At 72.8% G+C, this 22,539-nt stretch carries 18 protein-coding genes; 11 read left to right on the top strand and 7 right to left on the bottom strand.

The genetic code is table 11. The annotated features are described in order from the left end of the window. The first annotated feature begins 20 nt into the window (after nucleotides 1-20). On the top strand, nucleotides 21-1,262 hold the full coding sequence (locus ACTEI_RS22780; RefSeq protein ID WP_122979511.1) for a YibE/F family protein: 1,242 nt from the start codon (nucleotides 21-23) through the stop codon (nucleotides 1,260-1,262). A gap of 4 nt (nucleotides 1,263-1,266) precedes the next feature. Here ACTEI_RS22780 and ACTEI_RS22775 read toward each other — a convergent pair whose 3' ends face one another. After that, entirely contained in the window at nucleotides 1,267-1,902 is a 636-nt protein-coding gene (locus ACTEI_RS22775; protein ID WP_122979510.1) for a DUF4360 domain-containing protein, read from the bottom strand. Between the two features lie 303 nt (nucleotides 1,903-2,205). Further along, nucleotides 2,206-4,395, bottom strand: coding sequence for an SF1B family DNA helicase RecD2 (gene recD2 / locus ACTEI_RS22770; RefSeq protein WP_122979509.1), 2,190 nt, complete (start codon nucleotides 4,393-4,395; stop codon nucleotides 2,206-2,208). Between the two features lie 59 nt (nucleotides 4,396-4,454). Here recD2 and ACTEI_RS22765 point away from each other — a divergent pair, with 59 nt between their 5' ends. The 6 genes from ACTEI_RS22765 (at nucleotide 4,455) to ACTEI_RS22750 (ending at nucleotide 10,228) form a co-directional block, all read left to right on the top strand. Continuing rightward, nucleotides 4,455-5,447, top strand: coding sequence for an acetylxylan esterase (locus ACTEI_RS22765; RefSeq protein WP_122979508.1), 993 nt, complete (start codon nucleotides 4,455-4,457; stop codon nucleotides 5,445-5,447). A 225-nt stretch (nucleotides 5,448-5,672) separates the two neighbouring features. After that, entirely contained in the window at nucleotides 5,673-5,876 is a 204-nt protein-coding gene (locus ACTEI_RS37265; RefSeq protein WP_145830888.1) for a hypothetical protein, read from the top strand. Nucleotides 5,877-5,936: 60 nt separating this feature from the next. Beyond that, on the top strand, nucleotides 5,937-6,788 hold the full coding sequence (gene pdxY / locus ACTEI_RS22760; protein ID WP_122979507.1) for a pyridoxal kinase PdxY: 852 nt from the start codon (nucleotides 5,937-5,939) through the stop codon (nucleotides 6,786-6,788). A 551-nt stretch (nucleotides 6,789-7,339) separates the two neighbouring features. Then, the gene (locus tag ACTEI_RS37260; RefSeq protein WP_164466047.1) at nucleotides 7,340-7,501 is read left to right on the top strand and encodes a hypothetical protein; all 162 of its coding nucleotides are present in this window, start codon (nucleotides 7,340-7,342) and stop codon (nucleotides 7,499-7,501) included. Nucleotides 7,502-8,979: 1,478 nt separating this feature from the next. Then, nucleotides 8,980-9,402, top strand: coding sequence for a GNAT family N-acetyltransferase (locus tag ACTEI_RS22755; protein ID WP_239082473.1), 423 nt, complete (start codon nucleotides 8,980-8,982; stop codon nucleotides 9,400-9,402). Nucleotides 9,403-9,574: 172 nt separating this feature from the next. Further along, nucleotides 9,575-10,228, top strand: coding sequence for a hypothetical protein (locus ACTEI_RS22750; protein WP_122979506.1), 654 nt, complete (start codon nucleotides 9,575-9,577; stop codon nucleotides 10,226-10,228). Between the two features lie 839 nt (nucleotides 10,229-11,067). Here ACTEI_RS22750 and ACTEI_RS22745 read toward each other — a convergent pair. Beyond that, a complete protein-coding gene (locus ACTEI_RS22745; RefSeq protein WP_122979505.1) occupies nucleotides 11,068-11,340 on the bottom strand; it encodes a YggT family protein in 273 nt (90 codons plus the stop codon). A gap of 93 nt (nucleotides 11,341-11,433) precedes the next feature. Between ACTEI_RS22745 and ACTEI_RS22740 the strand changes: the two genes are divergently transcribed. Then, complete coding sequence (locus ACTEI_RS22740; protein ID WP_164466045.1) at nucleotides 11,434-11,934, top strand: flavoprotein; 501 nt, start codon at nucleotides 11,434-11,436, stop codon at nucleotides 11,932-11,934. Between the two features lie 541 nt (nucleotides 11,935-12,475). On the opposite strand, the gene ACTEI_RS22735 is transcribed toward ACTEI_RS22740, so the two are convergent. Continuing rightward, nucleotides 12,476-13,300 (bottom strand): aldo/keto reductase, encoded by an 825-nt coding sequence (locus tag ACTEI_RS22735; protein ID WP_122979503.1) that lies wholly within the window; start codon nucleotides 13,298-13,300, stop codon nucleotides 12,476-12,478. Between the two features lie 2,440 nt (nucleotides 13,301-15,740). Between ACTEI_RS22735 and ACTEI_RS22725 the strand changes: the two genes are divergently transcribed. After that, complete coding sequence (locus tag ACTEI_RS22725; protein WP_122979501.1) at nucleotides 15,741-16,721, top strand: DUF2804 domain-containing protein; 981 nt, start codon at nucleotides 15,741-15,743, stop codon at nucleotides 16,719-16,721. A 6-nt stretch (nucleotides 16,722-16,727) separates the two neighbouring features. Here ACTEI_RS22725 and ACTEI_RS22720 read toward each other — a convergent pair whose 3' ends face one another. Continuing rightward, nucleotides 16,728-17,345 (bottom strand): RraA family protein, encoded by a 618-nt coding sequence (locus ACTEI_RS22720; RefSeq protein ID WP_122979500.1) that lies wholly within the window; start codon nucleotides 17,343-17,345, stop codon nucleotides 16,728-16,730. A gap of 21 nt (nucleotides 17,346-17,366) precedes the next feature. Further along, nucleotides 17,367-17,957, bottom strand: coding sequence for an HAD family hydrolase (locus tag ACTEI_RS22715; protein WP_122979499.1), 591 nt, complete (start codon nucleotides 17,955-17,957; stop codon nucleotides 17,367-17,369). A gap of 46 nt (nucleotides 17,958-18,003) precedes the next feature. Between ACTEI_RS22715 and ACTEI_RS22710 the strand changes: the two genes are divergently transcribed. Further along, nucleotides 18,004-18,459 (top strand): WapI family immunity protein, encoded by a 456-nt coding sequence (locus ACTEI_RS22710; RefSeq protein WP_122979498.1) that lies wholly within the window; start codon nucleotides 18,004-18,006, stop codon nucleotides 18,457-18,459. A gap of 1 nt (nucleotide 18,460) precedes the next feature. Then, the gene (locus tag ACTEI_RS22705; RefSeq protein WP_122979497.1) at nucleotides 18,461-19,084 is read left to right on the top strand and encodes a maleylpyruvate isomerase family mycothiol-dependent enzyme; all 624 of its coding nucleotides are present in this window, start codon (nucleotides 18,461-18,463) and stop codon (nucleotides 19,082-19,084) included. 3 nt (nucleotides 19,085-19,087) lie between these two features. Here ACTEI_RS22705 and ACTEI_RS22700 read toward each other — a convergent pair whose 3' ends face one another. After that, entirely contained in the window at nucleotides 19,088-22,447 is a 3,360-nt protein-coding gene (locus tag ACTEI_RS22700) for a proline dehydrogenase family protein (RefSeq protein ID WP_122979496.1), read from the bottom strand. Nucleotides 22,448-22,539: the final 92 nt, after the last annotated feature.

Below are 22,539 nucleotides of genomic sequence, written 5' to 3'. Positions count from 1 at the left end.
CTGACGAGGAGCCAGTGCCCATGGGTGGCCACCACCACAGCCACGACGCGCCCACCGCCGGCCCACTGCCCAACGCCCGGCGGCTCACGCTGCTCCTGCTGATCCCGGCGGTGCTGGCGACCGTGCTCGGCATGCTGCTGCTCTGGCCGCGGGACGCCCCGCGCGCCGACCACCCCGCGGGCGGGCCGGTGCAGGCCCAGGGCGTGGTCCGGTCGATCACCCCGGCCGAGTGCGCCCCGGTCCCGCAGGGCGAGGTCCAGCCCACCGGCTGCGGCACGGCCGTGGTGCGCCTGGCCGGCGGCGAGGAGGTGAGCACCGAGCTGCCGTACGGCCCGGGCGCCCCGGTGATCGAGTCCGGCGACCGGGTGAACCTGATGGGGCTGGAGAACGACGGCGGTGGCCTGACCTATTCGATCTCCGACCACCAGCGGTCCCGCGAGCTGTGGCTGCTGGGCGTGGCGTTCGCCCTGGCGGTGATCGCCTTCGGCCGGTGGCGCGGGGTGACCGCGCTGGCCGGCCTCGCGGTGACCTTCGCCGTGCTGCTGTTCTTCATCGTCCCGGCGATCCTGGACGGCCGGTCGCCGATGCTGGTGGCGGTGGTCGGCTCGGCCGCGATCATGCTGACCGTGCTGTACCTGACGCACGGGCTGACCATCACCACCACGATCGCGGTGGCCGGCACCCTGGCCAGCCTGGTGATCACGACCGTGCTGGCCGAGGTCACCGTCGCCGCGGTGCACCTGACCGGGGTCGCCGACGACACGTCGAACTTCCTGTCGATCACCCAGGGCGAGGTCAACATGCGGGGCCTGCTGCTGGCCAGCATCGTGATCGGCTCGCTCGGCGTGCTGGACGACGTCACGGTGACCCAGTCGGCCACGGTCACCGAGCTGGCCCTGGCGAACCCGGCGTACGGCTTCCGGCGGCTCTACCGGGCGGCGACCCGGATCGGCCGCGCGCACATCGCCTCGGTGATCAACACGATCGTGCTGGCGTACGCGGGCGCCTCCCTGCCGCTGATGCTGCTCTTCGCCACCGGCGGCACCCCGGTCGGCGAGCTGCTCACCGGCCAGCTGATCGCGCAGGAGCTGGTGCGCAGCGCGGTCGGCACGATCGGCCTGATCGCCGCGGTGCCGATCACCACGGCTCTGGCCGCGCTGTTCGCGGCCCGGGCGGCGGCGCGTACGGACCGGCCGGCCGCCGAGGAGACGCCCGGCCCGCGTCCGCCCGCCGAGAGCCCGTGGGCGGCGTTCGAGAAGTGAGCGGTCAGCACTTCTTCCAGGCGACCCGGTACAGCGTGTTGATCGCGGCGTCGGTGGAGTCCATCGAGATGAAGCTGGTGTATTTGCGGGCGTCCGAGGTGCCGCGGTTCACCCGCAGATCGGTGTTGATGTTCAGATAGCGGCGCTCGCCGCACGGCAGGTAGCTCAGCGAGGTGATGGCCACCCGGTCGGTGCGCTGCCAGTTGTCCTCGAACGGCCCGGTGAAGTTGTGTTCGCTGCGGGTGGTGCGGGAATGGCCCTGGAAGTAGTAGTTGGCCGAGCTCTGCGCCCAGGCCCCCCGCGCCAGGCTGGCATATCCGCGATAGTCCGCGCTGGCAATGGCGAACGTGAAACCGGACGGCACTTTGATGTCCAGTGCGAGCTGACAATTCTTGCGGAAATCGAGCGGACCGGCCTTCGGCCCGACCTGCGCGGTGTACTCCGAATAGGTGACCGTGAAGGCGGTGTTGTCCGGCGACACCGCGATCTTCGCGGACCGGTCCGGGCAGCCCGAGCCGTTCGCGTTCACCACGTCGATGATCATCATCTCGTCCGGTCCGGGCAGCGCCTGCGCCCGCGCCGGCGCGGCCAGGCCGAGAGACGCGAGCACGGCCGCGCCGGCGGTCAGGTGGCGGATCATCGGAAACCTCCGTTGGTTGCGATGGGGACGGCGTCCGGCAAAGACTATTTCCGACGCTGACGTCAGCGATTCCGGCGAGCCTCACCGTGTCTACCGGAATCCGTTGCCCGGGTGTCCGGCAACGGCGGCCGTTCGGCCGGTGTTCCACCAATCAACGCCCGGTTTCCGGCCCGCGGTGCTAGTTCACTTCGGTGGGATGAATCACCGCCTCGAAAGAATGAAATCCCGCTGATGTCCGGGTGCGCGGAAATCGATTCCGGGCCGGTGGGGCGCCATGCCGCCGCACGCGGTGGGCCCGCCGGCTCAGGAGCCGAGCCGCTCGGCCAGCGCGGTGTGCCGGCGTCCCGCGCCGACCGTCCGGACCGCGGCGGCCAGCGCCCGGCGCGAGCCGACCAGCACCACCAGCTTCTTCGCCCGGGTGATCGCGGTGTAGAGCAGGTTCCGTTGCAGCATCATCCAGGCGCTCGTGGTCAGGGGGATCACCACGGCCGGGTACTCCGAGCCCTGCGAGCGGTGGATGGTGATGGCGTACGCGTGGGCCAGCTCGTCGAGCTCGTCGAAGTCGTACTCGATCAGCTCGTCCTCGTCGGTGCGTACCGTCAGCATCTGCTCCTCGGGCGACAGCCCGGTCACGACGCCGACCGTGCCGTTGAAGACCCCCGCCGCGCCCTTGTCGTAGTTGTTGCGGATCTGGGTGACCTTGTCGCCCACCCGGAACACCCGCCCGCCCACCCGCCGCTCCGGCAGCCCGTCGCGGGCCGGGGTCAGCTGCTGCTGCAACAGCGTGTTCAGCGCGCCCGCGCCGGCCGGCCCGCGGTGCATCGGAGTGAGGATCTGCACGTCGCGGCGCGGGTCCAGGCCGAACTTGCGGGGGATCCGGGTGCACGCGACGTCCACGGTGAGCCCGGCGGTCGCCTCGGTGTCGTCGCACGGGAACAGGAAGAAGTCGCGCATCCCGTCCAGCTGCGGCGGCCGGCCCCGGTTGACCCGGTGCGCGTTGGTGACCACGCCGCTCTCCGCGGCCTGCCGGAACACCTGGGTCAGCCGCACGCGCGGGATCACCTCGGCGGTGAGCAGATCGCGCAGCACCTCGCCGGCCCCCACCGAGGGCAGCTGGTCGACGTCGCCGACCAGCAGCAGGTGCGCGCCCGGCGGAATCGCCTTGACCAGCTTGTTCGCCAGGATCAGGTCGAGCATGGACGACTCGTCGACCACCAGAAGATCGGCGTCGAGCGGATTGTCGCGGTCGTAGCTGGCGTCCCCGCCGGGCTGCAGCTTGAGCAGGCGGTGCACGGTGGCGGCCGGGTGGCCGGTCAGCTCGGCGAGCCGCTTCGCGGCCCGGCCGGTCGGCGCCACCAGCTGGATCTTGGCCTGTTTGGCGGCGGCGAGCTCGACGATCGATCGTACGGTGAAACTCTTGCCGCAGCCGGGTCCGCCGGTGAGGACCGCGACCTTCTCGGTCAGCGCCAGCCGGACCGCCGCCTCCTGCTCGGGCGCGAGCGTCGAGCCGGTGCGCTTGTGCAGCCAGGCCAGGGCCCGGGGCCAGTCCACCCCGGCGAAGTACGGCATCCGGTCGGCTCGGTCGCGCAGCAGGCGCACCAGCGACGACGCCAGCGACACCTCGGCGCGGTGGAACGGGACCAGGTAGACGTTGTCGCCCTCGCGGACCACGCCCTCCTGTTCGACCAGCTCGTCCAGGCAGGACGGAACCAGTCCGCCCGGCACGTCGAGGATCTTCGCGGCCTCGGCGACCAGCTCCGCCGAGGGCAGGAAGCAGTGCCCGTTGTCGGTCGCCTGCGACAGCGTGTACTGCAGGCCCGCTTTCACCCGTTCGGGGCTGTCGTGCGGGATCCCGACCGCCTGCGCGATGGTGTCGGCGGTCTTGAACCCGATGCCCCAGACGTCCGAGGCGAGCTGGTACGGACTGTTCTTCACCACCGAGATGGACGAGTCGCCGTACTTCTTGTAGATCCGCACCGCGATCGAGGTGGACACCCCGACCCCCTGCAGGAAGACCATCACCTCCTTGATCGCCTTCTGCTCGGCCCAGGCCGCGGTGATCTTCGCGGTCCGTTTCGGGCCGAGGCCGGTCACCTCGATCAGCCGCTCCGGCGACTCCTCGATGATCTGCAGCGTGTCCAGTCCGAAATGGTCCACGATCCGCTCCGCGAAGACCGGCCCGATGCCCTTGACCAGGCCGGATCCCAGATAGCGGCGGATGCCCTGGATGGTCGCGGGCAGCACCGTGGTGTAGGAGACCACCTCGAACTGCCGGCCGTACTGCGGGTGCGAGCTCCACCAGCCGGACAGCCGCAGACTCTCCCCGGGCTGCGCGCCCAGCAGCGCGCCGACCACGGTCAGCAGGTCCGAGCCGCGGCCGGTGGCGACCCGGGCCACGGTGTAACCGGTCTCCTCGTTCACATAGGTCAGCCGTTCCAGCACCGCTTCCAGCACGTGCGGCGCCGGGCGGGAGCTCTGGTGCGCGCCGGACATGGCGACCATCGTGCCCGCCCGCCTGGAATCCGCCCACGGCAGCCCCTACCGTGTCGGACATGGCGCTTTTTGATCTCCCGCTCCCGGAACTGCGCACGTACCGGTCCACCACCCCCGCGCCCGAGGGCTTCGACGACTTCTGGGCACGCACCCTCGACGAGGCGCGCGCCGCCGCGAAACCGGTCGAGCTGACCGAGGTCACCACCCCGCTGCGCGGCGTCACCACCTACGACGTGACCTTCACCGGCTTCGCCGGCCAGCCGATCAAGGCGTGGCTCAACGTTCCGGCCGGCGCGACCGGCCCGCTGCCGATCGCGGTCGAGTTCATCGGGTACGGCGGTGGTCGTGGCCTGCCCGTCGACTGGCTGCTCTGGGCCGCGGCCGGCTACGCCCACCTGGTGATGGACACCCGCGGCCAGGGCGGCAACTGGCGCGGCGGCGACACCCCCGACGCCGACGCCGACGGCGCCGGCCCGTCCACCCCCGGCTTCCTCACCCGCGGCGTCCGCTCCCCGGAGACGCACTACTACCGGCGACTGTTCACCGACGCCGCCCGAGCCGTGGAGACCGCCGCCGAACTGCCCGGCGTCGACGCCACCAGGCTGGTCACCACCGGCAAGAGCCAGGGCGGCGCGCTGTCGATCGCGGCGGCCGGCCTGGTCCCCGACCGGGTGGCCGCGGTGGTCGCCGGGGTGCCGTTCCTCTGCGACATCCGCCGCGCGGTCACCATCACCGACAGCTACCCGTTCCAGGAGATCGTCCAGTTCCTGCGGGCCAACGCGGACCGGGCGGCGCAGACCTTCGCCACCCTCGACCACTTCGACGTGGTGCACCTGGCCCGGCGGGTGACCGCGCCGGCCCTGCTGTCCACCGCGCTGATGGACACGGTCTGCCCGCCGTCCGGGGTCTTCGCCGCGTACTCCGAGCTCACCGGCCCGAAGGAGATCGAGGTGTACGAGTGGGACGGCCACGACGGCGGTAAGGCGTTCTTCGACACCAAGGCGCTGGAATTCGCCGCGAGGCACCTGCTCGGGGAAGGCCGCGGCGCGTAGCGGCGATCCCCGGCGGCGCGGCCGGGCGGCGCTGCCCGGCGGCGCGTAGCGGCGATCCCCGGCGGCGATCCCCGGCGGCGATCCCCGGCGGCGCGTAGCGGCCCCGCGGCGCGGCCCGGCGGTGCGTGGCGGCGCTGCCCGGCGGCGCATGACGCCTCCCGCGGTTCGTTGCGGTGCCCTGCGTGGGTTGTGCCGTGCGTTCCTCGGGGTCGTGCGGTGTGTTACGTGAGTGCTGCGGTCGTGCCGTCTTTTCCGTTGGGCGTGCCGCGCTTCCCGCGCGGTCGTTTCGAAACCGGCACCGCATCGGGTGCCGGCCGGCGCCGGTTGCGCCTCGCCGGCCGTCGCCCCTGGGACGTCGCGGGCGACCCGGCCGGTTTTGTTCCCGTCCCGGCCGTCCTCGGCCCGGACGCCCGGATGACCGGCCCCTGATCCGTGGGTCCCGGGACTCCGCGCCCACGCCGGCCCCGGCCGGGTATCTAAGCTGAGGCGATGAAGGTTCTGTCCATCCAGTCGGCGGTCGCCCACGGCCATGTCGGCAACTCCGCGGCCGTGTTCCCGTTGCAGCGCATCGGTGTCGAGGTCGTTCCGGTCCCCACGGTGAACTTCTCCAACCACACCGGCTACGGCGCCTGGCGGGGGCCGCTCATCCCGCCATCGGATGTGGCCGAGATCCTCCTCGGCGTGGAGGAGCGCGGGGTGTTCCCGCAGATCGACGTCGTGCTGTCCGGATATCAGGGCGGAGTCGGCATCGGCGACGTCATCATCGACGCCGTGCGCCGGGTGAAGGCCGCGAACCCCTCCGCGCTCTACGCCTGCGACCCGGTCATGGGCAACGCCAAGTCCGGATGTTTCGTCGCACCGGAGATCCCCGACCTGCTGCGGGACCGGGTCGTGCCGGTCGCCGACATCATCACCCCGAACCAGTTCGAGCTGGGATACCTGACCGGCACCGAGCCGGCGAGCATCGACTCCACGCTCGCCTCGGCCGACCTCGCCCGCGACATGGGCCCATCGACGGTGCTGGTGACGAGCGTGGAGCGGCCCGACCGGGAGGAAGGGGTGATCGAGATGCTGGTCGTGGACAACGCCGGCGCCTGGCTGGTCAGCACCCCGTACCTGCCGTTCAAGGTCAACGGCTCCGGTGACGTCACGGCGGCCCTGTTCACCGCCCATTACGTCGCAACCAGGGACGCGGCGCTGTCGCTGGAACGCACGGCCTCCAGCGTCTTCGACCTGATCGAGACCACCTACCGATCCGGCGAGCGCGAACTCCAGTTGGTGCAGGCCCAGGAGTCCTACGCCGCGCCGCGCATGCAGTTCAGCGCCAAGCAGGTGCGCTGAGCCCGGTTGTCGGGCGCTGGCGGTGTCGGGTTGCCGCGCAGTGGCGGTGTCGGGTTGTCGGGGCGCCGGTGGTGTTGGGTTGCCGGGCAGTGGCGGTGTCGGTTGTCGGGGCGCCGACGGTGGCAGGTTGCCGGGCAGTGGCGGTGTCGGTTTGTCGGGGCGCCGGTGGTGTCGGGTTGCCGGGCAGTGGCGGTGTCGGGTTGTCGGGGCGCCGGTGGTGTTGGGTTGCCGGACACTGGCGGCGCCCGGTCGCCGGACGCCGGCGACCTCGGCGGCCAGGCGGCCACCGCGAAGATGGGCCGGGGCGCGTGCTGGTGATCGAATCCGGCCGCTATGCACTCATCCGGCCGATGACAACGCCTTCGCGCACCACCCCTGCTCGTGGCGATGCCGGCGGATGACGCCCGCAACCACATGCCCACCGGAAAGGCACGTGAGCCACCACCCACCGATAACAGCGAACCAAAATCGACCGACGGTACCCAGGAATCTGGCCTCTCACCGCCGCGGTCACCATCCGCTGGCGGGCGCGGGCTCGGCGGTGCCTCGGAATGTGGTTCTTTCTTGGACGCCGCCGCTATCTGCTGGTGGACGCGGGCTCGGCGATGCCCAGAAATGTCGTTTCTCATGGCCGCGACCACCACCCGCTGATGGAGGCAGGCTCGACGGTACTCAGGAATTCCTTTTTTATCTCCTCGACCACCACCCGGTGACCACCGCAGGCCCGGCGGCGCCGAATATGGCTGAGTGCCACCTCGACCATCATCCCGCAGCGGCCAACCTTATTCGGGAAAATCGGCCCCCGGCGGAGCCGGCATTTGACGGCGTGCCAGAAACCGGGCGCGGCTCAGGTGATGTGCCCACAACGATCGATGCGGCTGACCGCGCCTGAGCTGAAGCCGTTCGCGCGCCCCGCCCCGTGGCCGGAACCGGTGCACGCCGCGGATTCGAAATTGGCGCGCGCCGCCGAGGCGGAATCGGCACGCATCGCCGGCTCGCAATCGACGCCCGGGAGGGTGGAGCCGGCCTCGGGAGCACGGGATCCCCACCGGGGTTGCACAGCCCGAGCTGACGCCGAGTCCGTTGTTCGCGAGGCCGGCTCCGGCGGCTGTGAGGTCGAGCCCTCCGTTGGTGAACCGGGAGCCGCAACGGCTGGTCCTGACGCCGGCTTTGCCGTTGGTGGGGCGGGGGCGGCGCGTGGTGCGGCGGGGTCTGCCGTTGGCGGGGCGAGGGCGGCGGGTGGTGGGGCGGGGTCTGCTGTTGGTGGGGTAGGGGCGGGTGGTGAGGTGGAGTCCGCTGTTGGGGGCGAGCGCGGCGGGTGCTGGGGCGGGATCTGCTGTTGGTGAGGCGGGGGCCGGTGGTGAGGTGGAGTCCGCTGTTGGTGGAGCAGGGACGGCGGGTGGTGAGGTCGAGTCTGCCGGGGACGGAGCGGGGGCCGGGGTCAGCGATGGTGAGATCGGTTCTGCCACGGGCGAAGCGGAGACCGGGGTGACCGGGAGCGGGGCCGAACCCACTGCGGGCGAAGCCGTGATCGCCGGGCAGGTCAGGTCACCCCTGCCGGCGGGCGCGGTCAGCGGCGCGGTGCCCACGCGCCGCAACTTCTCGGCATGACGGCGCCGCAAACCCCACAAGCGCCGACGCTCATGCTCACGACGAAACGCGTCGCAAGCCGGTGAATAATTCCGCGAACCGGCCCGGTCCCGCATCCCCGCGAGGTCCATTCTGCTGAACAGCGACAACTGCCCCATGCCTCAATTATCCCGCTCGCCGCCGTGCCCAAGTCAGTATTTGATCATGCCAATCTCCATTGCATGAGAAGCTGAACCTTCGGCTGCCGGAACGAAGGCTGGTGATGCTGCTGGTCGTCATCTGTGAGGGGAAATCCAAAACGGGCAATGACGTATGGGTCAGTGCGATCCGAACTTTCCACCGCTGCAAGAAGAGCCGTTGCCCGAAACTCGAATCGGCGTTATCCGGCGTGTCGCGCTCCGCGATATCCGGGGTGCTTCGAGTCGTCGCCGAGCAACCGCCGGACAGCGCTCGACAAGTCCGGCGACGCCGCTGAGCGTGACCGCTTTCGCGGCGGCCTTGGGACCCGCCTTCAGTGTGAGTGGCTCCCTGGCATCCGGCCACGGCCTTCCCTGACGCCGACGAGACAGCGGTGGATCTCGTACCCGGCTACACTGCGCCGGTGATCGTGCGGATGGCCGACGCCGCGGATGTGGCGGCGCTCGCGGAGCTGCAGGACATCGAACCGGACAGGTTGGCGGCGTACGCCGAGTGGGTGGCTGCCCATGCCGAGACGCATCTGCCGTTCGTCGCCGAGGTCGAGGGTGGCGTGGTCGCCGCCGCCTGGCTGCTCGTCGCGGAACGGGTGCCGCGCAACGACTCGCTGGACCGGCGCTACGGCGACGTCCCATCGGTCATGGTCCGTGAGCAGTACCGTAACCAGGGCATGGGCACCGCGCTGATGGCTGCGATCCTGGCCGAGGCCCGTACCCGGCGCCTGTCGCACGTGACCGTCCATTCCGGCCGCCGCGCGGTCGGCTTCTACCTGCGCAACGGCTTCAGCCAGCACCGCCAGCTCCTGCTCTGGGAACCAGCCGCGTCCTGACCGGTACCGGTCAGGACGCCAGCAGTCTGTCGCCCCGTGAACGTACGATCCCCGCCGAGCGCCCCGGCCCGGGTCACCGGCGCGCCGCGGATTCCCGCCGACGATTCCTCAAGCCGGCGGCTCCGGAACCGACGGGACTCTCCGCGCAACGTCGTACCCCGGAGGAATCCCCATGCAACCGACCCCCCGTCGTGCCCTGCGGCTGACCGCCGCTCTCGCCTCGGCCTGCGGTCTGGCCGGGTGTACCGCGTTCGGCTCGACCACCACCTCGGTGTCCCCGGCACCGACCGTGATACCCGGTCCGGTCAGCACGTTCGTGCAGACCCCGGTCGCCGCCAGCAACCCGGCGCCGAGCCTGGCGAACACCGGCACGAACCTGCCCGTCGTCGTCGGCTCCCTGATCAAGTACGGCCAGTGGCTGATCGCCAACCCCGACCCGGCCCTGGTCGTCAACGTCGCCGCACCCGGCTGCGCCGCTGCCAACCAGCTGATCGCGGAGACGCGGTCCCTGGTCAACCAGGGCGCCTACGTCACGACGTCCACCCCGGTCGTGACCGGGCTGCGCTGGCCGTCACCGTCCCCGTCGGCCACCTCGGCGCCGTTCGGCGACCAGGTGAGCCTCGACATCCAGGTGAGCCGCCCGGCCGAGGCGGTGACCCCGCGCAAGACCGGCGCCAAGACGCAGGTGCTGGCGTATCTGCCGGAGTTGAAGGCGACCACGGTCCGGATCTCGCTGATTCGCGGTACGGACAAGAGGTGGCGGTTCTGCGAGGTGAGCACGCCCCTGGACGGCAGCCTGGGAGACTCGATCTCCACGTTGCTCTGACCGGCGCGAGTGGCATCCGCCGAGCGGATGCCGGGAGAACTGCGGCGCCTACTCACCGCTCCGCGTTCCGCGGCCGTGCACCACGGGAGACCCGGTAGGAACGCGGTCCCGGCGCGTCGGTTGGTGTCGTTCCCAGGATGCGTCGGTCGGCGTCGGTCCTGGGACCCGTGGTGGCGCGGTCCCAGCGTGTGCGGCTCGGCGCTGGTGCCGAGATGTGCGGCTTGACGCTGGTCTTAGGGCGTGCGGCTTGGCGCTGGTCCCAGGACGTGCGGCTTGACGCTGGTCTTGGGCGTGCGGCTTGGCGCCGGCCTTTCCCGGGGGTTCGGTGCTGTTCCAGGAGGGGCTTGGCGCCTGGCCTTGGAGAGGTTCGGCGCTGCTCCGGAGGGGGCTTGACCGCGGTCTGGGGAACGGCTCGGTGCTGCTCCTGGGAGGAGGCTCGCTCTCGGCCCGGGGGAGGCTCGGTCTCGGCTCGGGGGAACCTCGGTCTCCGTCCGGGGGAGTAGCTCTGTCGGGGGAAGGACTCCGGGCCGAGGAAGAAGTTAGGTCCGAGGGGGAGCTCGGTGCGGGAAGGGAGCCCGGGCCGAGAAGGTCGGTCCGGGGAGGGAGCCCGGGCCTCGAAGGTCGGTCCGGGGAGGGAGCCCGGGCCTCGAAGGTCGGTCCGGGGAGGGAACCCCGGCCGAGAAGATCGGTCCCGGGACGGAGCCCGGTCCGGGGAAGAGTTCGGTCCGGGAGAGTTGGGTCCAGGGAAGTTCGGTCTCGGTCCTAGGATGTGGGGCCGACGCTGACCCCGGGACGCGTGGTCTCGCCCCCTCGCTCGCAGATGCCGGCACCGGCACCGATCAGATCAGGCTGCGCAGGACCGTGACCGCGAAGAACACGATGATGAACGCCAGGTCGATGGAGACACCACCGGCGCGCAGCGGCGGGATCACCCGGCGGACCGGGGCCAGGATCGGCTCGGTGGCCGCGTGGACGCCGCCGGAGAGCCGGGAGCGGAACGAGCCGGGCACGGCTGGGCCGGCCAGCACCATGCTCCAGTCCAGCACCGCCCGGGCGAGCAGCAGGAATTGCACGATCAGCAGGGCCAGGCCGATGATGCCGAGGAGACCCATCACTTACCTCCGGGGTGCCGGTGAACGTGTCCCCACTGTGACGCGCCCGGTTGTGAGCCGCCTGAGCGTCGCCTGTGGTCTAGCCTGCCGTGCGTGACCGACACCGCCACCCGCCGTGAACTGCTCCTGGTGACCTGCGCGGCCACCCCGCTGCGGCGGATCGGGGAACTCGTCGACCTGCTGCACGCCGCCCGCTGGCAGGTCACCGTGCTCGCCACGCCGACCGCCGCGAGCTGGCCGTTCCTGGCCGGTGTCGCCGAGCGCACCGGCCGCCCCGTGCTGCACCGGATGCCCCGGCCCGACGAGCCGTGGCCCGATCTCGCGCCGGACGCGGTCCTCGTCGCCCCGGCCACCTTCAACACGCTGAACAAGTGGGCCACCGGAGTCAACGACAATCTGGCCGTCGGCCTGCTCAACGAGTACCTGGGCGGAACGGTCCCGATCGTCGCCGCCGTGCACGTGAAACCCGCGCTGGCCGCCCATCCCGCCTTCGCCGCGCACCTCGATCTGCTGCGCACGGCCGGCGTCCGGCTCACCGATCCCGCCCAGCCCTTCACCTGGCAGGCCGCCCTCGACCTCCTCCCCGCCCACTGACCGGATGCCCGCACCGCGTCGCCGGTGGCGAGGTTGTTGGTTCGCGGGGTGTCGGTGGTGGAGATGCTGAGCTGCTTGCCGATCCGTAAGGTGCGTCGGCGGTGGGGGTGCTGGGCTGGTTGTCGGTCCGCTGCGTGCGCCGGTGGCGAGGTTGTTGCTTCGTGGGGTGTCGGCGGTGGGCGTGCCGGGCTGGTTGCCGGTCCGCTGCGTGCGCCGGTGGCGAGGTTGTTGCTTCGTGGGGTGTCGGCGGTGGGCGTGCCGGGCTCGTTGTCGGTCCGCTGCGTGCGCCGGTGGTGGCGTTGCCGGTCCGTGGGGTGTGTCGGTGGTGGGGGTGCTGGGCTGGTTGCCGGTCCGCTGCGTGCGCGGGCGGCGGGGTTGCCGGTTCGCGGGGGTATGTCGGTGGGGTGCTGGGTCGGTTGCCGGCCTCACGTGCTTCGGCGGCCGGGGCCCGCTGCACCGTCCCCGGGAAGCGGTTGCGCCGGCCGCGGTAGAGCCGAGCGCCGGCCGTGGAGGCGCGGCCGGCGCTCCGGCGGGGCCCCGGCTAGTTGAAGAAGTCCGGGTGCGGGCCGATACGGCCGTCGCTCTCCAGGGCGTCGATCGCGCTGATCTGCTCGGCGGTCAGCTCGAAGCCGAACAGGTCCAGGTTCTCCCGGATCCGGGACGGGGTCGCCGACTTCGGGATGATCACCCGGCCCTGCTGGAGGTGCCAGCGCAGCACCACCTGCGCCGGGGTGCGCCCGTGCGCCTCGGCGATCGCGGTCACCGCCGGGTTGTCCAGCACGCCGGCCTGGGCGAGCGGGCTCCACGCCTCGGTCACCACGCCCAGCTTCTGGTCCGCCTCCTGGACCGCGCGCTGTTGCAGCGCCGGGTGCACCTCGATCTGGTTCACCGCGGGGATGGTGCCGCCCAGATCGGCGACCGCCTGCAGGTGCTCGGGCAGGAAGTTGGAGACGCCGATGGCGCGGACCCGGCCCTCCTGGTAGATCTTCTCCAGTGCCCGCCAGGTGTCCAGGTACTTGCCCTGCTTCGGGGTCGGCCAGTGGATCAGGTAGAGGTCGAGCTGCTCCAGGCCGAGCCGGGCCAGGCTGGCGTCGAAGGCCCGCAGCGTGCTGTCGTAGCCCTGGTCGGTGTTCCACAGCTTGGTGGTGACGAACAGCTCGTCACGCGGGATCCCGGAGGCCTTCAACGCGGCGCCGACACCGGCCTCGTTGCCGTAGGCCGAAGCCGTGTCGATGCTGCGGTAGCCGGCCTCCAGCGCGACGGTCACCGCTCGCGTGGTTTCGTCCTCCGGGATCTGGAAGACGCCATAGCCGACCTGCGGCATGGTGATCCCGTTGTTGAGTTCGATCGTGGGTACTGAGGGCATGCGAACGCTCCTCTGGAATCGGCATGTTCCCCCACCATTACCCGCATCAGCCGCTCCCACAACCAGAGTGGATCTTGATCACACCGGCACCGCCGCGTCCGACCGGCACCGCCGCGTCTGACGGACGCCGCCGCGTCTGACGGACGCCGCCGCGCGTCCGACCGGCGGTGCTGTGTTAGGCCTGCGGTGCTGTGTTCGGTCGGCGCCGCCGCGTCCGATCGGCGTCGCGGCGGCGCCGGTGACATCCGTGGTTCTGCCGAGTGCACCGCTGCTTCGACGGTGGCGGGCGGGCCGGGTGGCCACCGGCGCCGGCGGGAGACCTGACGGCGCGGCGTGGGCGGTGTGCCGCCGCGGCGAGGCTCGGCGCCGGGTGGCGGCCACCGCTCGCGGCCCGCGGCTCGATTTTCCCGGTACGGGCAAGTCCCGTCCCCGGCCGCGCCGGAGGGCGAACGCCCGCAGCGCCGGCTCGGCGCGCGGCGTGCGCGAGGTGGCCGGCGGGCGCAGCGGCACGAGTGGCAGGTCCGGTCGGCGCGCCGGTGTGAGCCGGGTGACCGGTGGACGCTGAGGTGTGCGGACTGGCGTCAGCGGCGGTCTTCCGGGCCGGGGCGGTGTTCCGGTGGTGGGTGTGTGCTGTGGTGTGGGGATTCTCCCGGGCCACGGCGGCGGCCGGGATCTCCTCGGCCGGGGCGGTGTTCCGGTGGTGGGTGCGCGCTGCGGTGTAGGGCTTCTGCGGGGCCACGGCGGCAGCGGGGATCTCCTCGGCCGGGGCGGTGTTCCGGTGGTGGGTGCGCGCTGCGGTGTGCGGGTTCTCCGCAGCCGTGGCGGCAGCGGGGATCTCCCGGGCCAGGGTGGGAGCCGGGTGCGGCGGCAGCGGGGCGGAGGTCGCCGGGCCCGCCGGGAGTGCGGGAGTCGCGCCGTGCGGTGGAACCGGGGCTGCGGTCGCGCGGATGGCCGCGACGCTGCGGGTGGCGGCGAGGTCGGCGGTCGCGTGGGTGGCGGTGCCGCGGACACAGGACGTGCGGGTGGCGACGGGGACCGCGCTCGCGCGGATGGCGGCGTTGCGGGTGGGCGCGGCGCGCTCGGCGGCGGTGCGGATGGGAGCCGCGATGCCGATGGGAGCGGTGAGGTCGATGGGAGCGGTGAGGTCGATGGGAGCCGCGCGCTCGGTGGCGATGCGGATGGGAGCCGCGATGCCGATGGGAGCGATGAGGTCGATGGGAGCTGCGCGCTCGGCGGCGGTGCGGATGGGAGCCGCGATGCGGTTGGGGGCGGCGCGCTCGGCGGTGCCGCGGGCGGGGGCCTTGTGGGCGGGCGTCGCGGGGCCGGGGTGTGCGGGGTGCGGATGCGGCCGGGGTGGGGCTTGGTCGCTGGGCGGAAGCATCAGGTCGTATCGGAAAGGGTTGGTGTGGAACGGTCTGGCGGTGGCCGGCCACCGCGTGGTTTTCCGGCCTCCGGGCCGGGTGTCGTCGCGGCCGGGTGGGCGGGTGCGGCTGGTTCGGGGAGCTGGTGACCGCGGGTCGGCGGATGGTTCCGGTTTCGCGGCTGGGTGGGCTGCCGGCGTCATGGCATCACCCGCCTCGCCGCACGCGACCGATCCGGCCCGAGCGAGACACCGGGTGGGCGGATGCGGGCAGCTGCGGGAGTGGTGCGGTGCTGTGGGTGTGTGCGGGCGGTTGCCGGAGCGGTGCGGGCTGACCGGACCCGGGTGGTTCCGGAAGCGGTGCGGTGCTGTGGGTGTGTGCGGGCGGTGGCCGGGGTGGCGCCGGGTGGGCGGATGCGGGTGGCTGCGGGTGTGCTGCGGTCGGGTGGGCGGGGCTGCGCCGCCGGATGAGAATCCGTGCCGCGGTGCCCGGTAGCTCCTGCTTCGGCTGTTCTCATGGCGCTCATTATTGATGAGCATGTATGAAAGGCAAGGTTTCCGGGCGGATGGTAACGAGCCGGAAATCACTTCGGCGAACCGGTGTACCGCAACGTGCCGGACGCCCCGCGCTCGTGGACCGGGCGCGGTCGGTGGCCCTGCGGATCGGGCCGGGTAAAACGGTCCGGAGTGGAGGATCACCGCGTTGCCGGGCGGGAGGGCCGCGGCGACCGGGCCGCGGGCCGTGGCGACTGAGCCGCAAACCGTGACGACCGGGGCGGCGGACCGTGACGAGCGGACCGTGGGCCGCCGCGACCGGGCCGCGCGCCGTGGCGACTGAGCCGCAAACCGTGACGACCGGGGCCGCGGACCGTGACGAGCGGACCGTGGGCCGCCGCGCCCGGATCGCGGGGCCGGGGCGATCGGCACGAGCGCCCCGGCCGGAACCGGCTGCGGCCGCGGCGGCCATGGTCGGCACCGGACCCGGCCGTGGCCGGCGTGGGAGGCCGCGACGGTCCACGATGGAATGATCATCGGCCGTCCGGGTGGGACACCGGGGTGACTCGGCGGTAACCTGCGGCCGTGACCCACGAGATCCAGATCACCGAGCCGGTCGATCTCTGCCTGCCGGACGGCCGTCTCAACCCGGCGGCCGTCGGCTGGAGCCGCCGGCCGCTGCACCGGGCGAACCTGCCCGGCTGGGGCCGCAACAAGCGCTGGGAGTACTGGGGTGTGGTCACCCCCGCGCACATCCTCGGCGTGGTGGTGGCGTCCCTGGACTATGCCGGGGTGCACGGCCTCTACCTGCTCGACCGGGTCAGCGGCCGGGAGCTCGCGGTGGACGCGACGGTCCCGCTCGCCCGCGGCGTGGTGCTTCCCGACCGCAGCGGGTCGGGGCGGGTGTCGGCGTCCGGCGGCGGCGTCACCATCGCCATCGACCAGGCCCCGGACGCCACCACCCTCCGCGCCAGCGCCCGTGACCTCGAGGTGGACCTCACCATGCCGGTGGTCGAGGACCGGGACTCGCTCGGTGTCGTGGTCGCCTGGAGCCGCACCCGCTTCCAGTACACGGTGAAGGACGTCGGCCGTCCGGTCCACGGCCGGCTGGTGGTGCGCGGGGTCGAGCACGCCGTTCCGGCCCAGGGGTCGTACGCGACGCTGGACCACGGGCGGGGGCGGTGGCCGTACTCGGCGACCTGGAACTGGGCGGCCGGCGCGGGTGAGGGCCGGGCGATCCAGCTGGGCGGAACGTGGACCGACGGCACCGGCACCACCGAGAACGGGGTGTTCGAGGACGGCCGCCTGCACAAGATCGGTTCCGACCTGCGCTGGGAGTACGACCGTGCCGACCGGCTCAAGCCGTGGCGGATCACCGGTCCCGGGGTGGACGTGTCGTTCCAGCCGTTCCACGAGCGGGTGGCGCGGACCGGTCTGGGCCTGCTGGCCGGCGAGACGCACCAGTGCTTCGGCCGGTTCGCCGGCTGGGCGCGCGCCGCCGACGGCCACAGGATCGATCTGGACGGCCTGACCGGCTGGGCCGAGGAGACCCGCAACCGCTGGTGAGCCGGGTCAGCCGGGGAAGCCGTGCGCGGCGAGGGCCTGCTCGACGCGGGCCCGGTGTGCCCGCTCCCAGTCGTCGAGCGAGGTGGCGGCCTCGTCGGCCAGTTTCGCCCGGGCGGCCGCCAGCGTCTCGGCGTGACCGGCGGCGGGCACCACCACGACGCCCTCCTCGTCGGCCACGACCACGTCGTCCGGGCGTACCGTGACGCCGCCGCACCGGACCGGCACGCCGTGCGTGCCGAGCCGGGTCTTCGTCCCGGGGATCGGGATGACGCCCCGGGCGAAGACCGGGAAGCCGATCGCGCGCACCTCGCCGAGGTCGCGGATCAACCCGTCCAGGACGAACGCGGCGATGCCGCGCCGGTGCGCCACCGCGCACACGTTGCCGCCGGCCAGCGCGTAGTCCAGGTCGCCGGACTCGACGACGATCACCGAGCCGGGCGCGGCGCGGTAGATCGCCGCGTGCAGCATCAGGTTGTCGCCGGGCGGGCAGCGCACCGGGTACGCCGGTCCGGCCACCCGGGGCACCGGCGTCCAGAGCGGCCGGATCCCGGCGTCCATCACCTGGTCGCGGCCGAGCAGGTCGGCGAGTGTGGTCGGGGGTACGTCCTGGAAGCCGGCGGTCATGCCGACGACCTTAACGAAATCTCAGCGCTCCCACGGTGGCGGCACCCGCACGTACGCCATCCCGGCCGCCTGCGCCGCCCGCACGCCCAGCTCGGTGTCCTCGAAGACCAGACACTTCGCCGGGTCGACGCCGAGCAGCCGGGCGCCGGTCAGGTACGCCTCCGGATCCGGTTTCGGCCGCGCGTAGTCCTCGGCGCAGACCAGCACCGGGAAGTGCGCCAGCAGCCCGAGCGCCTCCAGCGACGCGACCACCGACTCCCGGGTGCTGCCGGAGACCACCGCGAACGGCACCCGCTGGTACGCCTCCCGAATGTGCGCGAGCACGCCGGGCACCGCCTGGACCGTGCCCAGCGCGGCCCGGAACAGCGCCTCCTGCCGCCGCGCCACGGCCGTGACCGGCATCGCCAGGCCGTGCCGGATGTTCAGCTCGGCCACGATGTCGGCGACCGGGCGGCCGCCCCAGGCGTAGAACAGCTCCTCCGGGAAGTCGCACTCCCACTCGGCCAGCGCCGCCAGCCAGGCACGGTAGTGCACCGGCATCGAGTCGGTGATGGTGCCGTCGCAGTCGAACAGGTAGGCCTGGAAGTCGCCGGGAGGAAGGGGTAGCAGCACCGGCGAAGGCTATCCGGTGATCGCGCGGGGCGGGGAGAATGATGTCATGCAGATCGCTTCGGAGACCGGTGGCTGGTTGCGGATGCGGCCGCTGCGCTACGAGGCCGACGCGGCGCCCGGCGACCCGGCCGAGGACTGGCTGGTGGTGTCGGTCGCGGCCGCCGGTTGCGACGGGCACACCTGGCAGATCGACAGCCCGTGCCTGACCGTCGCGGAGAGCATCGAGCTGGTCGACTGGCTGCACGGCCGGTCCGACTACGACGAGCTGCGGTTCATCGAGCCGACCGTGGCGTTCCGCCAGCTGCCCTCGGAGCCCGGCCTGCACCGGCTGGAGGTGGCGTTCTCGCACGAGACGCTGCCGCCCTGGCTGCCCGGCGCCGGCCTGGACCGGGTGCACCGGATCCGCCTGGAGGTCACCGAGGAGACCCTGCGGCGCGCGGCCGACGCCTGGAGCGCCGAGATCGCGACCTTTCCGCCGCGGGCGGATCTGGCAGATTGGTGAGATGGATTTCCGCCGCACCTTCCGATCCGCCGCCATCGCGTACGCCGGCCTGGTCGCCGCCCTCCCGCCGGACCGCCTGGACGCGCCGGCGCTGGACGGGTGGACGCTGCGTGACCTGCTCGGGCACACGGTGAGCTCGGCGCTGCGCCAGGTGCCCGAGGTGCTCGCGACGCACGCCCCGCGGGTGGACGTCGCGACGCCGGAGGGATATTTCGCGTACGCCCGGTCGGCCCCGGCGGACTCGGTCGCGGCCGCCCGCGCCGCCGCCACCGACGACGCCCGGGCGGCCGGGAAGGCGCTCGGCGAGCAGCCGGCCGATCAGGTCAGCACACTGATCGGCCGGGCCACCGAGGCGCTGTCCCGGGCCGGCGACGACGACGTGGTGGTCACGCCGGTCGGCGGGATGCGGGTGCGGGACTGGCTCCCGACACGCACGTTCGAGCTGGTCGTGCACGGGCTGGACGCGTCCGCCGCGAGCGGGCTGCCCTACGACCTGCCGGTGGAGACGGTGGCCGAGGCGGTCCGGCTCGCGTCCCGGACCGCCCTGGCGGTCGGCGGCGGGGTGCCGCTGCTGCGCGCGCTGACCGGGCGGGCGGCCCTCCCGCCCGGTTTCACGATCGTCTGACCGTCACAGCACCTCGGCGGCCATCGGCAGGGGGTTGCCGAACCGGTGGGCGGTGATGCTGACCGCCTGCTCACGCAGGAACGGCAGCAGCTCCACCCGGCCGGCCTCGACCACCGGACCGGACCAGACCGCCAGGTCGGGCCGCCCGCCGGTGGCGGCGGCCAGCTCCGCCGCCGAGCCGCCGATCAGCCGCACCCGCCCGGCGCCGGCGAGCCCGGCCGCGAACACCGCGTCGGACTCCACGACCAGCCCGGGGCAGTGCGCCGCCAGGGCCGCGGGCAGCTGCGCGGCGACCGACACCCGGACCGGGGCGCCGGCCCGCAGCCCGGCGGCCAGCACCCGGACCAGGTCGGCGACCGGCGCGCCGGCGGACAGCCGCACGGTCACCGGCGTGGGCAGGTAACGCAGCACGTTGCGTTCGACGCCGAGCGCGGACACGTCCCGGGACCGGCCGAACTCGGCCGCCCAGGCAGCCGCGTCACTGCCCGCGGCGCGCCGGGCCACGGCGAGTTCCGCGCCGGTCAGCACGGACGCGGCGGCGTCGAGCAGGGCGCGCACGGACGGGTGGTCGATCTCGGCCTGGACGGTCGCCGGCGCCGGCGCCCAGCCGCTGAGCCCGATCAGGTAGTTCGGGCCGCCGGCCTTGGTGCCGGGGCCGACCGCCGAGCGCTTCCACCCACCGAACGGCTGCCGTCGCACGATGGCGCCGGTGATGCCGCGGTTCACGTAGAGGTTGCCCGCCTGCACCCGGTCCAGCCAGGTGCGCACCTCACCGGCGTCGAGCGAGTGCAGCCCCGAGGTGAGCCCGTAGTCGACCTCGTTGACCACCTCGATCGCCTCGTCCAGGGTGGCCGCCGTCATGATCCCGAGGATCGGCCCGAAGTACTCGGTGCGGTGGTACGCCGACCCGCGCCGCACGCCGTCCCGGATCCCCGGGCTCCACAGCTGCCCGGACTCGTCCAGCCGGCGCGGCGGCAACAGCCAGGTCTCCCCGGCGCCGAGCGTGGTCAGCCCGTCGAGCAGCTTGCCGGAGGCCGGCTCGACCAGCGGTCCGACCTGGGTACGCGGCGCGGTCGGCCAGCCGACCTCCAGCGAGGACACCGCGTCGAGCAGCCGGGTGCGGAACCGCTGCGAACGGGCCACCGAGCCGACCAGCACGACCAGCGACGCGGCCGAGCACTTCTGCCCGGCGTGCCCGAACGCGGACGCCACCACGTCCTTGACCGCCAGGTCCAGGTCCGCGCTCGGGGTCACGATGATCGCGTTCTTGCCGCTGGTCTCGGCCAGCAGCGGCAGGTCCGCCCGGAACGACCGGAACAGCTCCGCGGTCTCGTACGCCCCGGTCAGGATCACCCGGTCGACCAGCGGGTGCGCGACCAGCCGCGCGCCGAGCGTGCCCTCGTCCACCTGGAGCAACGTGACCAGGTCGGGGTCGGCGCCGGCCGCGGCCAGCGCCTCGCGCAGGATCCCGGCGAGCACCGTCCCGCACCGCTGCGCCGGCCCGGCCGGTTTCAGCACGACGGCGGATCCGGCGGCCAGGGCGGCCAGCACGGAGCCGGCCGGGATCGCCACCGGGAAGTTCCACGGCGGCGTGACCAGGGTCAGCCGGGCCGGCACCGGGGTCGCGCCGTCGGGCTGCCGCGCGGAGAGCTCGGCGTAGTAGTGCGCGAAGTCGATCGCCTCGGACACCTCCGGGTCGGCCTGGTCCACGGTCTTGCCGGCCTCGGCCGCCATCACCTCGAGCAGGACGTCGCGGTGACGCTCCAGCGCCTCGCCGATCCGGTGCAGCGCCGCCCGCCGGTCCACGCCACCCCAGCCGGCGGCCGCGGCCTTGCCGAGCATCTCGTCGAGCACGGATTCCTCGTGCACCCAGGGGACGTCCAGGCCCAGCCGGGAGGCCGGCACGCGATCCAGGATCGCGCGGATCCGGGTGCGGTTCTCGGCGACCGCCGGGTCGGTGTCCGGCGTGTTCACGAAGCGCCCGGGCGCCGAGCGGGGCACGGCCGCGTACCGGTCGGCGACCCGCTTCGGCGCCGGCACCGAGTCGTCGAGGTCGCGCAGCGAGGCGAGGAACCGCTGTTCCTCCCGCTCGAACAGCGCGGAGTCCTGGTGCAGCTCGAACACCGCGGACATGAAGTTGTCCGAGCTGGCGCCCTCCTCGAGGCGGCGGATCAGGTAGGCGATCGCCACGTCGAACTGCTCCGGGCGGACCACCGGCGTGTAGAGCAGCAGGCCGCCGACCTCGCGGCGGACCGCCTCGGCCTGGCCCTCGGCCATGCCGAGCAGCATCTCGAACTCGATGCCGGCGCGCACCTCCCGGCGGCCGGCCAGGGTCCAGGCGTACGCCACGTCGAACAGGTTGTGCCCGGCCACGCCGAGCCGCACGTTGCGGATCCGGTCCGGGTGCAGCGCGTAGTCCAGCACCCGCTTGTAGTTGGTGTCGGTGGCCTGCTTGCTGTCGCAGGTCGCCACCGGCCAGCCGTGCAGCGCCGCCTCGACCCGCTCCATCGGCAGGTTGGCGCCCTTGACCAGGCGTACCTTGATCCCGGCGCCGCCGCGCTCGCGCCGCGCCGCGGCCCACACCTGCAGCCGCATCATCGCGCTCAGCGCGTCGGGCAGGTAGGCCTGCAGCACGATGCCGGCCTCCAGGGCCAGCAGGTCGGGCCGGTCCAGCAGGCGGGTGAAGACCGCGATCGTCAGATCGAGATCCTTGTACTCCTCCATGTCCAGGTTGACGAATTTGCCGGTCCGCGCGGCCAGGGTGAACAGCGGGAGCAGCTTCTCTACGATGTCGGTGACGGCCTCGTCGAACGCCCAGGGGTTGTGCGGGGCCACCGTGGACGACACCTTGATCGACACGTAGTCGACGTCCGGGCGGGCCAGCAGCCGCTCGGTGTCGCCCAGCCGCCTCGACGCCTCGCCGCGGCCCAGCACCGCCTCGCCGAGCAGGTTCACGTTGAGGCGTACCCCGCGGGCCCTGATCTTCCTGATCGCCCGGCCGAGGCGGGCGTCGGTGGCGTCGACGATCAGGTGGCCGACCATGTGACGCAGCGCGCGCCGGGCGACCGGGACGACCACACCCGGCAGGACCGGGGCGAGCGCGCCACCGAGCTTGACCGCGGCGCGCAGGTGGGCGGGCAGGAACGCGGGCACGTCGGCGGCCAGGGCGCGCAGCGCGCGGGCGCTGACCCGCCGGTCCTCGGGCCGCACCACGCCGTCGACGAAGCCGACCGCGAACGGCAGGCCCTTGGGGTCGCGCAACAGGCCGGCCAGCTGGGCCGCGGAGCCGCCGACCGGCACGGTCGCCGCCTCGCGCAGCCATCGACGCACGAGAGCGATCGTCTCGTCGGCGATCTCAGACATCGGGATCTCCTTCCGGTTTCAGCGACAGTTTGAGTGGCGTGATCCGGTTAGGAAAAGCGATCGTTCGTGACGGGTAATCTTCAGTTCAGCTA

The organism is Actinoplanes teichomyceticus ATCC 31121 (genome assembly GCF_003711105.1).
Lineage (GTDB): Bacteria > Actinomycetota > Actinomycetes > Mycobacteriales > Micromonosporaceae > Actinoplanes > Actinoplanes teichomyceticus.
This window is presented reverse-complemented; position numbering and strand designations above follow the sequence as displayed.

Bases quoted from the DNA above. Each gene is read 5' to 3' on its own strand.
- ACTEI_RS22710 (WP_122979498.1), top strand. From the start codon at position 18,004: ATGCAGATCGCTTCGGAGACCGGTGGCTGGTTGCGGATGCGGCCGCTG.
- ACTEI_RS22700 (WP_122979496.1), bottom strand. From the start codon at position 22,447: ATGTCTGAGATCGCCGACGAGACGATCGCTCTCGTGCGTCGATGGCTG.
- ACTEI_RS22765 (WP_122979508.1), top strand. From the start codon at position 4,455: ATGGCGCTTTTTGATCTCCCGCTCCCGGAACTGCGCACGTACCGGTCC.
- ACTEI_RS22750 (WP_122979506.1), top strand. From the start codon at position 9,575: ATGCAACCGACCCCCCGTCGTGCCCTGCGGCTGACCGCCGCTCTCGCC.
- ACTEI_RS22780 (WP_122979511.1), top strand. From the start codon at position 21: ATGGGTGGCCACCACCACAGCCACGACGCGCCCACCGCCGGCCCACTG.
- ACTEI_RS22720 (WP_122979500.1), bottom strand. From the start codon at position 17,345: ATGACCGCCGGCTTCCAGGACGTACCCCCGACCACACTCGCCGACCTG.
- ACTEI_RS37260 (WP_164466047.1), top strand. From the start codon at position 7,340: ATGTGGTTCTTTCTTGGACGCCGCCGCTATCTGCTGGTGGACGCGGGC.
- ACTEI_RS22705 (WP_122979497.1), top strand. From the start codon at position 18,461: ATGGATTTCCGCCGCACCTTCCGATCCGCCGCCATCGCGTACGCCGGC.
- recD2 (WP_122979509.1), bottom strand. From the start codon at position 4,395: ATGTCCGGCGCGCACCAGAGCTCCCGCCCGGCGCCGCACGTGCTGGAA.
- ACTEI_RS22735 (WP_122979503.1), bottom strand. From the start codon at position 13,300: ATGCCCTCAGTACCCACGATCGAACTCAACAACGGGATCACCATGCCG.
- pdxY (WP_122979507.1), top strand. From the start codon at position 5,937: ATGAAGGTTCTGTCCATCCAGTCGGCGGTCGCCCACGGCCATGTCGGC.
- ACTEI_RS22745 (WP_122979505.1), bottom strand. From the start codon at position 11,340: ATGGGTCTCCTCGGCATCATCGGCCTGGCCCTGCTGATCGTGCAATTC.
- ACTEI_RS22775 (WP_122979510.1), bottom strand. From the start codon at position 1,902: ATGATCCGCCACCTGACCGCCGGCGCGGCCGTGCTCGCGTCTCTCGGC.